Genomic DNA, 13193 nt, shown 5'->3' with positions numbered 1-13193 from the left:
TTTATAAGAATGGTTAGATAGGGTATTAGAAGGATGGGATAGGATTTTTGAACTTCGGGGGAACTTCTGCTGAAGATATTAGAAATCATTAATAAGAAAAAAACAGAGTAGCCCCTCAATTAAGAAGCTACTCAGTCAATTATTTCGTATAATATTGCACAATGCCGTTGTAAATAGACTGGGCAAAAATCTCGACATACTCGTCAGATACAAGCTTTTCTCTATCTGCATTGTTAGTAATGAAACCGAGTTCCACTAAAACAGCAGGCATCACGTTTCCTTTAATGACAACATAGTCTGCGCGCTTTACACCACGGTTGTACATTTTTGCGTTTTTAACGATTTCATTATTAATGGCTGTTGCCAACGCTAAATCTTCTTTTTCATTTGCATTGGAAGTAACACTGTAGAATGTTTCCGTTCCATTTGCTGCTTCCTTTGCTGCTGCATTTGCATGAAGACTAATAAAAATTTCACCGTTCTCATTTTTAGCGTATCGAACACGATCCTCTAAGCTAGGATATGTATCACCAGAACGCGTCATTTTTACTATTGCACCATCTTTTTCAAGCTTTTGCTTTACTAGATTCGCAACTTTTAGAACGATTTCCTTTTCACGTGCATTACTTTTAACAGCACCCGGGTCTTTACCGCCATGACCTGGATCAAGTACAATAATACGACCTTTTACAGCAGGTCCTTTTTGATTAATAAGTTGTAAATATGTTTTATTAATATAACCGTTAATGCCGTTATATGTTATTTTAGCCCAGCTTCCGGATACCGAATGGACTTCCACTAATGTTCCTCGCTTAATTTGACCAAGCGAACGTGAAGTACCTGAAGCCGACTCACGAATCTGCAAAGCATCAACTGTCGCTTTCCCTACCGTATTCGTCAATAGCTGTTGCGGCGGAGTAACTGGTTGTTCGTTTTCTCCGTTATTTTCAGCAGGAGGGTTCGGTACATTATTTTCCTCTTCTACTACCGGTTTTTCCGGTTCTACTGCTGGAGGAGCAACTGGTTCAGTCTGCAACGATTCCTCGGTTTGAGAAACTCGTACATAGGCAGGTAAACCATTTATTAACGTGACATACCAATTGCCAATCGTATTATAAACAGCAATTTTTTCTTTTGCAGCAATCGGGCTTACGCTATTTGAAGCGACATCACGCTTTTCATATGCTTGAATGTTGCCCAATGCGTAAACATGCTTTTGTACTTTATTAAGCTGCTTGCCTGTTTCATCTATAAAATCTACATAATCCTTATAAACATAGGCATAGCGTCCTTCATGTGAAACCTTCAGCCAACCGTCCTTCTGGATTTCAAATACTGCAAACGCTGCTCCTGTATTTACTTTCGCCAAAATATTCGATGCATTTGAAGAAGATGCAGATGTGCGGACATTTAAATTATTTACATTTGCTTTAACAGAAGCAATTGCTGTCGAAACATCCGGTACGTTCACCCCTTGTACTGGCAATGGTAAACGATACTTTTCAGAAGAGGCACGAGCGATAAATGAAGCGAACTGCGCACGTGTTACTGAATTTTTCGGATTATATTTTTCGCCCTCCACTGTAATTCCGTTAAAGTAAATCGCCGCGATGTATGGATAGTAGCCATACGTCGGTTTAATATCTTTAAAAGGAATTTCCAGCTTTTCTGTTTGAGCTGTGTTTAATTTAAATGCAATGGCCAGCACTTTACTCATTTCTTCACGTGTTAAAGGAGTATTCGGAGCAAATTTCCCTTTGGATTGTTCAGAGAAAAACCCTAATTCCAACGCACTTTCTACATAGCCTGAAAGCTCAGTTCCCAATGTAACATCAGAAAAAGAAGACGTTTTTACAGTTAAAGGCTTGTTATTTGTTGCAACAACGACCATTTTAGCAGCTTGTCCACGGGTTACATGGGCATTCGGTTTATAAAGAGTTTTACCATTTTCCGTATACCCTTTTATGACACCTGCATTTACTAAATAGTTTATTTCATTATACGCCCCGTTTAAAGAAGGGACATCGGCAAAGCTTGTACTAGCATATGCCGTATTCAATTGGAACATTACCATGAAGATGATTGTCACCGTCACGACAAGATTGCGCAAAGACAATGTTAAAATCCTCCCCTCTATTAGATAGTTCCCATTTTACCAAATTATTCATAAAATTAATATGTACAAAGCAAGAAATTTAATATTTTTCTAGTTTATAGAAAATAGAAAGTGGTATTTTTCATTATGAAATGAGCGTTTCAAATTAGGTTAAAGTGAGGTCCTGTTTTCACGATCGACTAATAAAGTTGGTGTGTTCTACTTTCTACCTTAACTGTTCTACATTGGCAGCAAAAATTTCCACTTTCTATCCAAGCGTTCTACTTTAGGAAGAAAAGTTTCCACTTTCATTCAAAGAACTTCTAATAAAATCGGCGCATTCTACTTTAGGTGTGAACTGTTCCACATTTTGAGCTAAAACTTCCACCTTCTCTAGTAATCTTTCTACTTTTGACGTAAAAATTTCTACTTTCTCTCCGTAAACTGCTAATAAAGCCCTCCGCCATAAAAAAGAAACACAGACGAAATTTGTCTGTGTTTCTAATACTATTAGTAAGTACTTCCCTGCAAGGTGGATATCTATTGAGATATGTAGAAGTTACTAATTTTTATTCATTAAGTATTGGTATTGCCAATCTTATTATTGTAAACGGTTAATGAAAGCTGTTAAATGTTTTAACATAACGTTGTCGTTTGTACCGAATGTGCCGTCACCTTTACCTACTGTGATGCCGTTCGATGCTAAGATCGAGATGTCGTTATGTGCCCAGTGAGATGTTGGTACATCTGTGAAGTTTAAAGTATCCTGCTTCATTTTTAAGTCAAATGCTTTTACTAATACTTTTGCCATTTGAGCACGTGTTAATGGTGAAGCTGGATTGAATTTACCTTCGTCACCAGTGAAAACGCCTAATTTATATAGTGCAGTTGCTGCACCTGCATATTTTGATGATGATTTAATATCTGTGAATGGTGAATTTGTATCAGATGTATCTAAATCTAATGTTTTTGCTAATTGAATTGCTACTTCACCACGTGATGCATAAACCGTGAAATCGATTGCTGAATCTTTTACTTCCTCTTTTTCAACTGAAGAAACTGCTGCAACTACTTTTTTACTTTCTCCAAAGCTTGCTACACGTTTTGCTCCGTTATAACGCTTCGCCCAGTAAGAAGAAGTTAAACTTGCTTCAGTAACGCCTGTGCTTGTACCAGCGTGAACGAATTTATTTCCTCCTAATGAGATACCAACGTGAGAAGCGGTTTTACCAGTTGTATTAAAGAATACTAAATCGCCTGGTTGTAAATCTGATTTTGAAACGGCACTACCTTGTTTATATTGAGCAGCTGCTGTACGGTTTAAGTCAAAGCCTAATTGCTTGAATACTAATTGAGTAAATCCAGAGCAATCTAATCCGCTTGCTGTTGTTCCTCCATAAACGTATGGTACACCGATATATTTAGAAGCTGTTGCTGTTAATTCTGAAACTGATGCTGCTTGTGCTGTATTATTTGAACCCATCCCTACACCTGAAAAAATCATGAAAGTTGCAAAGATCGGTAATAAGATTTTCTTTTTCACTTTAAAATGGAACTCCCTTCAAAATAGGCCTCGCGATGAATATTCGAGGTATAACATAACGTAAAACTTGTTTGTTCATGTTTATTTAACCTAATAACAGGGTAACATATATATTTGTGATATTATTTTTCACTTGTGTAACAGTTTCTAGTATTTTGATATAAAAACAGAAAACACCGAATCTCAGTATTTACGCAGAGATTCGGTGTTTTTTGTAGAATATTTATATTAATGAAATAAAATTTGTAACATTACTGTAATGTAAGGTACTAGTATTTACCATTTCATTTACTAGAAAAATGTTGAACTACATAATATTTCCCATTTTTAGATTGCTCAATGCCAATGCCCATATGTGTATATACTTCTTTTAAAATATTATCACGATGTTTTGGTGAAGCCATCCAAGCCTTTACCGTTGTTTCCGGTGACTCGAAGTTTCGGGCTAAATTTTCTCCATAGCTTGTATACTCATAATCGAATAACGTCGCTAAATCCCACGGGTTGCCGTAAAAAGGCGAATTATGCTCGAAGTAATTGCGTTTTAGCATATCCTTCACTTTAATAATGGCGATCTGTGTTAACTTCTTATCTTGCATAAGTGGTGAAAGTCCTTTAGCAGCCCGTTCTTTGTTAACAAGCTCCAATATTTTTTTCTCCCATTGTTTATGATGATTCACTGTATCAATATAATCTTTTTGTAAAAAGTCATATACTACTTCCAGATTATTAATCTTTTCCTTAAACTCCATTCCGCGTATTGTCAGTGCAGCGACATGAGCTCGTGTAACAAACTCATTCGGTTCAAAAGTTTTAGCAGTCTTTCCTTTTACAATTTCCACATCTGCCAATGATTCAATATAATCTTTTGCCCAATAGTTTTTAGGCAGATCCTTAAATGATGTCTTATTTTTCTCATCAACTTCAACCTCATAGGCAAGAGCGATCATTTTTGATATATGTGCACGCTTTAAAGGGGCTTCAGGATGAAACTCACTAGTGTTTTGAATAATCCCCAATTCTGCAAGTTTACAAATCTCTTTATAATAACGGTGATTTGCAGGAACATCCGTAAATTCCGGAACAAATTCAGTCGCGAGAGGAATGCCCATCGTTCTTGCAATAATACTTGCCGCCTCAGCACGAGTCGTCGTACTGTTCGGTTTGAATGTACCGTCTGTATAGCCTTCCATAAACCCTTTTTCAACTAGCTCATATATTACAGGTGCTGCCCAATACGTACTTTTCACATCAGTGAAAGTTGGAGACGTTTTTGCATATGCATCAGAAGATGGTGCATGTAATAAACACGCAATGATGGACCCCATAATTAAAACCCGTTTCATCAAACCCCCCCTATCAGTCCATAACTATTATTATACAATGTATTAATTACTTTTCTCTTAATAGAAAACTTTACAACTGACTTAAAAGCCACGAAATAGAAATTTCATGCCAAATTCGACAGAAATCTTTCTTATTTTCTATAATTAGGCGTCTCGCTTTAACCTAAGTTTACACTAAAAAATACCCCAAAAGGCAGATTTTCCATTCTACCTTTTGGGGTACAGTAATTAAAATATAGCATTTCCAATAAAATTACAAGCCTAATTCAAAAATAGCGGCCTGGAGTTTATTGTAATTTTTCACTAAAGATTTTTGGTCAATTGTTAGGCGTTCATAAGCAGTTTTCGCAGACTTCGCTCTTGAAGCATACGTTCTTAAAGATGGATCCAGATCCTCTATTTGCTTCATGACACGCTCCGCAGCTTTTAAATCTTTTTCGGCTTGCTGAAGTACAGAGTAGTTCAGCACTTGGCGCTTAGACCCGGAAGGAAGTGCCTTATATGCCGCTACTGCATTCGTAACATCTGTATCAAAACTGCTTGAAGAAGAATTCAATGAGGCGATGATTGACGTTACCTTTTGGACTTCCGTCATATCAAGAACAGCCTCTTGTAATTTGTAATAGTTTGTAACCTTCAGCTTTTCTTCTTCCGACAACTTGTCATATGCCAGCTTTGCGGCTTCCATATTCCCTTGATAATACTTGTCGCTTGGCTTCAGTCCGGCAATCAGTGTATAGACATGGATTACATTGGACAAGTTCGAATATTGGTCCATATTCGTTACGTACTCTTTTTGTTTTTCATCCAATTTTTTTAATGCATTATTGACTGTATTGAATTGACGGCTCAAATCATTTCTTGGATTGCTTAAGCCATCAATTGCTGTAATTGCCGCTTCGATTGGTTTAATGTATTTTTCCTGCTCTTTTAATTCAAATTCAAGTGTCACGCCTTTTTTGTTGGCCGAGGTTAATGATTTATAGGCTTCACGCGCTTCCTTTATTTTAGCGATAAATTCATTTGCCGGTACTGCATTTAATGCACGAATCATCGCATCTACCTTTGCGCCGCCCTCCACATTCAATTCATGTTCCTGCAATGTCGGTAAATTCGATACTTGTGCTGCTAACTCAGCCGGCAGTTCGTTATATAATGCTCTCGCTGCTGCCGTCTCTTCTACGAATGTTTTACTTGAGGGCTTAATTGAATTGATTGCATTTACTACCTTATAAATTGTTGTAAGATCTCCTAATAACTTTTCGCTGTTGATGAGCAGTGCGCGTTCAGACATCGTTAGTTTATCATAGGCTTTCTCCGCTGATTTAAATTTAGTAATAAATGTACGTGCATTCGATGGATCCAACGCTAAAATATCATTATCCAGTTTTAATACCGGTTTTACACCGCGTTCGCGAGTCGTCAAGTCTTTATAGTTCGTTACTAAACGCTGATCTGATTTAGCCAGACTATCATAGCTGTTTCGCGCATCGACTAGTTTTTGGATATAATTCTCTGTCATAGGAACCGCTGCATCAATAAGTGCGATTACTTGCTTGGCATCGGAAACACCTTGTTCTGCAGCTGCAAGTTTCGTAATATTATGCACGAGTTCTTGTTCCGCAGCAGTCAACGCTGCAAATTCCGCACGAATTGCCGTAACATCCGCTTCATATGTTTTTGAACCGACACGCAGTTTTTCAATACGGTTAATTAAATCCGCCACGTTTATAATATTGCCCAGCTTCGAGCTATAGTTATAGACATCTTGCTTTTGCTTATCTGTGAGCCGGTCATACGCTTTTTGGGCTGCCGCTACTTTTGATGGATAATTACGGTCTGTATGCACAGGCAATTTTTCAATAAAATCGATTACTTTCAGTGATGCTTTATAGTCCCGCTCTAATTCCGTTAAAACTTTGGCATTCCCGACATTGCGTTTCGTTGCAGAATCCAGTTTTTTGTAAGCTGCCGATACTTCCGCTAAATCGGCGATGAATGCTTCACCGGATTTCGTTCGCAGTGCATCGATTCGGCTTTCCATTGAAAATGAATCTGAAACAATCACTTCATAGACCGTTAATTTTTTTCCGTATTCGGTAAATAGCCTTAATTGAATATTTTCTAAATCCGTAATTGGTTCTTCAGGAGCAGTATAGTCCTTTAAAATATTTTCAAAATCATTTTGCACTTTTGATAGATTAACTTTAAATTCTGCTGTCGTCGGGCGGATTGCATCAATTTCCAGCATCAGCTTTGCGAACGGCAACAGCTCAACTAGTTTATTTCTATTGTAGACAAGCCCTTGCATAGGCTCTGCCAGTTTGTTGAAGGAAGTTTCGGCTGCAGTCGTTTTACGTGTGAAATCTTTTGCCATTACATCAATTTTGCTGATTGCCTGAATTGTATTTAATACTGTCTTGTTCGCCTTTTCAATCTCTGTTAATACTTTAATATTTTTGACTAACCGCTTGCCGTTTGCAGATAAAGAATTATATTTTTCACGAGCTGCATCGATTTGCTGCAAATCAACTAATTCAGCACTTTGGAAGACAAGAATATCAGAATCCAATTTTGCCGCGATAGAATATTCCTCTTTTTGTAATCGCAAATAGGACGTTAAAAATTGATGAAGCTTTTCGACATTTACTGCTTCCTTTGGAGGAATCGCTTCTTTTAATGAATCCCATTCGTTTAACTTATTTTCCGCTGATACTAAATCCTCTGCATAAGTAGTGCTCGTGACGTTTAAATTCACTACTTGATCAGCAATTTTTGTTACCGGGATTAATGCTTCAAGACGAGCACGATTTTGGACAAGCTCCCGCTCATTAATTTTGGCATACGAAGATTCCGCAGTACGCACCTTTGTAATAAATGAAGTGACAGTTGAGCGCTTTTTCGTGTCTGTCAGCTTTTCATCATTCAGATTCGCAAATACATCTGTTTTGATCGCATCGATTTGTTTATTGATCGTTGCCGCGGTTGCCGTTGATTTTTCCCATGATGTAAGGAGATCCAATAATTCTTTTAAAACATATTTGCGCTCAGTTGTTGGTAATGCATTATACGCTGCTCTTGCATCTGCAACGATTGAGCTTTTCACTTCATATTTTGCTGAATCAATCTTTACTATTTCTGTTTCAACTTTTTTTGCATTTTCAATTGCCGCTTGCATTTCTAGTAATTTGTCATAATTCACTACAAATCGTGTATCCAAAGGATCGAGGGCATTATATAGTTTCTCTACATTTCCCGCCTCTTCACGGAATTCTTCAGTATTTGCCGGTAACTTAGAAATTCTAGTAATTTCATTTACTACGTTTAATACATTTTCATATGGTTTTAATTCATCCGCGTTTGGTACCAGTTTTTTTTGAATATCTGTTAATTGTCCATATTCTTTAACAAGTCCATTTATTTTTGAATTAAATGTTGTGGCAGTTGGCGGGTTTTCTACTAAATCTTTAATTTTATCTTCAACCGTTTGTGCCTTTTTAATATCAGCTTCTGCATTTTTTATAAATTGTTCAATCCCTGTATTACTTTCTACTAGTTGAACTTTCAATACATTTTTAAATGCAACATCTGTTATGTCATTAAATGCAGTACGTGCGTTAGCTACAGCGCTAATAAAGCCTTCCTTACTAAATGACTCCTGAGCGGTTAATGTCGTGACCGGACTAATGTAATTTTCAATAAATTGCTCAATGACTGTCGTTTGGTCTTCAAAAGACTGCAGATGACTTAAAGATGCTGCTGTAACATATTTGTTAATGAAATCCGTTTGACCATTTTCATCGTAATACAGTAAAGTTTCCAGGAACGTACCTGCATTACCGTTTACAGCACTGCTCAACTCACTGCCGGCATTCTCCAAATTTACATTTAGATTTTCAAGTGCCTCCAGTGCTGCTTGTCTGTCGGCAACCAAGCTTTTGTTTGTATTCGTTAACTTTGAAATTAAACTTTTTACTTGTGCTGCTTCCTGCTTAAGTTGCATGTATTTTTCTAAATATGTCAGTTTAGCATTTATCAGCGGCATAATATCCGCAAATATTTCATCATCTTTATATGTATTATAAATTGTTCTTTCCTGAGTTAATGTCGTACTTGTGGACTCTTCATTGGCTGCTTTAAAACTGTTCAATAACCCTTCTGCAGTAACTGAAGCTACGACATTAAACGGAGTCGTTGTTTCACTCGCTTCTGCCTCTCCAGCTTGCGCGATGATTGCCGGAGTAATCAAAAGCCCCGCCATCAAACCAACCTTTAAATTCTTCTTCATCGTTTTATCCCTTCCTTCCTGGGTAGTGCTTCTGTATATAATCCTAAGTTGATTATCGGCATATTTTAACAGGTTGTTAGTAATCTTATTTCTATTACCTTTTCAAATGGTTGATTTCCAATAAAAAACTGCCTAAAAAGTTTTTACACTTTCTAGACAGCTTTGCTCATTATAATGCGTCTGTATATAATTTGCCTTCTGGTAAATACTCGGACATGCCGATTTCCTCAAGGCCATTTTTGATTTTGATTGTGTGACCTAATCGGTTTTTCGATAAATAATTTGCTTTCGAAATCAGCATTTCTTCAAATACTGGTAACTGTGATGGATCTACATCTTTCCAGTTTTTATAGGAGTTAATTAAGTCTTCAAGTGTTAAATGCAGATAATCATCACCCGCAAATTCACCTTTTGGATTTACACGGTACCAAATATCTCCGTTTGAACGAATCCACTTGTTCTTTTCGATTTGCAGCGCACGGCTCACTGCTGTCGCCGCTTCCAAATATTTAGGGTCTTGGAATTCTTTATATGCCAATAACAAAACATTCATGCCACCAAGTACATGGTTCATCGATGCATGCGTTGTCACCTGCTGATTCACCGGGAAATAATCTGAAATATAGTAAGCATCTTTATCGACATTAATAACATGTCCAGCCTGTTTACGCGATACTAATAAATCTGCATAATTACGTAAAGGTTCTTTATAGTTCGGCATATTAAACTCTGCACCAGAATTATAGTAGAACAATGCGATTTGCTCATTGAATCGTGTATCGATAAATGGTGCTGTAATGCCAAATAAGTTTTTCAAATACGTACTTGTTACTTCTGTTTTCCAATAAGGTGCATCACCTTTAAACTTTTCCAAGTTAATGAACGAGTTTTTCACTAAGTTTGCAAAATAACGATCGCCCTGTTCTTTTAATAAAACAAGTGCACGGTCTTCTTTTACCAACAATAGATTTCTTCCGAAACCTTGGTAAGATTTCGGCATAGGCTCCGTAGTTGTCGCCATTTTATTGTAAGGACCTTCTGCTGTGTACCAGTTGTTTCGCTTTTTATAGTTAAGCGCGGTTTCCAGCATCCAGCCATTCATATTTTCATCTGTCTTAAATAAACGCTCATTTGAATCCATATACCATGTGTCAACAATGTCGTTCCCGTTAGAAACGAGCGTATAGTAGCTGAATAGCTCTTCGCCTAGCCATGCTTGTGAATACGCTTCGTACTCAGATTCTAAATCACGCATATAACTTGTTCCGCCAGTATCTTTATAGCTTTGAGTTAATTGTTTTGAACGATATGCTTGTCCGACCATACGATCTGTCGCAAGCTTTTCGTTCTCCATAATGCGTAATAGTCCTGTCGGGTATGATGACGAGTCAAAGCCAAATACATCAGCCGAATTTTTTTCGATTGGGAAACGATCATATCGGTACAATCGGTAATTCGTTACATTCGTTGCTTTCTGGAATAAATCCACAGTCAGCTTTGATTTTCCTTTGTTCGTCAATGTTGTAAATACAAAGTCATCGCCGTTTTCCAATGCACGAACCGTTACTTTTACTGTTGCACCTTGGTTTCCAACTGCATAATTATAAACTGTATCTTTTGCAACACCGTAAGTTTCAGTCGTTGTTCCTTTAAATACAATCGTAGCTGTTGAACGAAGATATAACGGGTTTGCATCAGATGTTACTTGTGCAAAGTTCATTTCTTCACGATTGTTTTTAAAATTACTAGATACTTCTGCAGCTTGTACTTTATATTCGTTTTTCACAATTTGATTTGTTGCAACAAGTGCACGGTGAAGCATGACCGAGAACGTTACACGATTAACCGTTGCTTTCGGATCGTAAGTACCATCTTCACGCCCTGTTGTAATCCCATGCTGCGCTAAAATTTTAACATTTTCGCGGTGTGATTCACTGATTTTGTTCCAGTCTTTAAATGTCAGTTCTTTACCTGTATCTTTCAAATCAAATGCACGCACTAAAGTCGTCGCCATCTGTTCACGTGTTAATGCATCCGCTACACCGAAACGTCCGTCTGGTTTACCGCCAAAAATACCAGCTTCATATGTAGAAAATACACCTTGTAAAAAGCTTGATTTCGTACTTACGTCTGAAAACTTGTTCTGATACTTACCGTCTGGAAGCTTTAACGCCCCTTTAAACAGGTTTGCTGCCTGACCACGGTTAATATTTAAATTAGGACGGAACTGTGCATCCGGATAACCACCGATAACGCCCATTTCCACAAGCTGCATTACTTCATTTTTAGCCCAGAAACTATCAGGTACATCCGCAAGCTTCTGCTTAACTGTTAATTTCTCACCTGTTAGCGGCTGCTTGGCTGGCTCCTCTGATGACTCGTTTTGTTCCGCATCAGTTGCAGGCTGTTCAGTATTTGCAGGAGACTCTGGCTCTTGCTCTACTGATTCCTCATTTTCCGGAGATGTTTCTGTCTGTGTTTCTGGCTGAGCAGGTGTTGTTGTCTGTTCAGCATTTTCGTCAGCAGAAGTAGATTCCGCTTCCTTTTCATCTGTAACCGTTTCCTCTTGAACTACCGGATTATTACCGGAATCCGTAGTTTGAGTCGTAGTAGTGGTTGAATTTTGTACTGTTGGATTTTCAGCTTCAACTGTGCCTTGTACATTTGCATACGTTGCGGTTGGTAGCGCTGTGGATAAAAATAGTAGCGAGGCTAACAGTGCTGATTTTATTTTCAACATTCGACAGATTCCCTCCTTTTATTTCAATAACGTATAAATTATACCGAATATCGCCATATATTTCACTGAAATGTACAACTTTTAATAGAATAATAATATTCATTGTAAGTGTAGCACGCTAATTGTCGAGATACGATGGAAATTCTCGCTACCTTTGCTAGGGATTTCTTTATTGGAGTAGGGGGGTCTGTTAGCGATCGGGGGCGGGTTCTACTTTCGGGCGGAGATTTTCTACTTTTCTCTTCTGAAGTTCTACTTTCCTCATGATTCGTTCTACTTTTCAGAACAAAGGTTCTACTTTCTTCAGGTAAATGGCTAATAAGTTTACGGATTCCACTTTCGAGCGGAGAGTATCTACTTTACCCATTTTCCCCCAAAAAAAAAAACACTTGAGCTTAAATAAAACTCAAGTGCATTGCCAAAAAGCTTCCTTATTCTATACCAATAACGATAAAGTCATTTGAAGCTTCAATCGCATTAAATAAAAATGTCGCTAACTGGGCGCGTGTCAATTTTATATTCGGGCTGAATGTAGTAGCTGTCGTACCTTTTGTAATTCCGTAATCTACTAATGTTTGAATGTATTTCTTCGTTGCAGTATCCGTTAATTTATTGACATCGGTAAATTTCGTCTTTGTCGTAGTAGATTGCTGTAATTCAAAACCGATCGTTACCATTTTCGCTAACTGGGAACGTGTCAATGTTGCGTTTGGACGGAATTCATCGTCATAACCGTTCACAACACCTGCTTTATTTAATGCAGCGATAGCTTTATAATATTTGCTTGATGTCGGAACGTCTTTAAAACCTGGATTTGGTGCAGTACTATTTTGCAGATTTAATGCATTCGCTAAATATAATGCCGCATCCCCACGTGTTGCCGATTTACCTGGCTCATAAGTTTTACTCGTCACACCTGTAATAATGCCTTCATTATATAAAGAGACGATTGCGTTTGCATGGGAATTCGTTTCTTTTACATCGGTAAATGGATTTGTAGATGCCTGTACTGAATGACCACTTACTATAACACTTAAAATAATAACAAGTACCGCAGTAAAAATTGAGCCATAGATGTCATAGAAAAACTTCTTCATTTATTTCAACCCTTCCTCTTAAACCAGTTAGCATAATTATACAATAACTTATAATTTTATGTAGAGAACAATCAGCACCTTTAT

General features: G+C 37.6%; 6 protein-coding genes. All 6 read right to left on the bottom strand.

Annotated elements, in window-relative coordinates; genetic code table 11:
* Window positions 1–139: 139 nt before the first annotated feature.
* Entirely contained in the window at window positions 140–2116 is a 1977-nt protein-coding gene (locus tag AC0VXV_RS03705) for an N-acetylmuramoyl-L-alanine amidase (protein WP_475530397.1), read from the bottom strand.
* 580 nt (window positions 2117–2696) lie between these two features.
* Window positions 2697–3638 (bottom strand): C40 family peptidase, encoded by a 942-nt coding sequence (locus tag AC0VXV_RS03700; RefSeq protein ID WP_475530396.1) that lies wholly within the window; start codon window positions 3636–3638, stop codon window positions 2697–2699.
* 284 nt (window positions 3639–3922) lie between these two features.
* Window positions 3923–4984 (bottom strand): CAP and S-layer homology domain-containing protein, encoded by a 1062-nt coding sequence (locus tag AC0VXV_RS03695; RefSeq protein ID WP_475530395.1) that lies wholly within the window; start codon window positions 4982–4984, stop codon window positions 3923–3925.
* 253 nt (window positions 4985–5237) lie between these two features.
* On the bottom strand, window positions 5238–9272 hold the full coding sequence (locus tag AC0VXV_RS03690; RefSeq protein ID WP_475530394.1) for a hypothetical protein: 4035 nt from the start codon (window positions 9270–9272) through the stop codon (window positions 5238–5240).
* 169 nt (window positions 9273–9441) lie between these two features.
* Complete coding sequence (locus AC0VXV_RS03685) at window positions 9442–12012, bottom strand: S-layer homology domain-containing protein (RefSeq protein WP_475530393.1); 2571 nt, start codon at window positions 12010–12012, stop codon at window positions 9442–9444.
* A 431-nt stretch (window positions 12013–12443) separates the two neighbouring features.
* A complete protein-coding gene (locus AC0VXV_RS03680; protein ID WP_475530392.1) occupies window positions 12444–13109 on the bottom strand; it encodes an S-layer homology domain-containing protein in 666 nt (221 codons plus the stop codon).
* Between the last annotated feature and the right edge of the window lie 84 nt (window positions 13110–13193).

This window comes from Solibacillus sp. iso_87 (genome assembly GCF_056173085.1).
The sequence above is the reverse complement of the archived record's forward strand: the minus strand, read 5'-3'. Positions and strand labels throughout refer to the sequence as shown.

Bases quoted from the DNA above. Each gene is read 5' to 3' on its own strand.
- AC0VXV_RS03695 (WP_475530395.1), bottom strand. From the start codon at position 4,984: ATGAAACGGGTTTTAATTATGGGGTCCATCATTGCGTGTTTATTACAT.
- AC0VXV_RS03685 (WP_475530393.1), bottom strand. From the start codon at position 12,012: ATGTTGAAAATAAAATCAGCACTGTTAGCCTCGCTACTATTTTTATCC.
- AC0VXV_RS03680 (WP_475530392.1), bottom strand. From the start codon at position 13,109: ATGAAGAAGTTTTTCTATGACATCTATGGCTCAATTTTTACTGCGGTA.
- AC0VXV_RS03690 (WP_475530394.1), bottom strand. From the start codon at position 9,272: ATGAAGAAGAATTTAAAGGTTGGTTTGATGGCGGGGCTTTTGATTACT.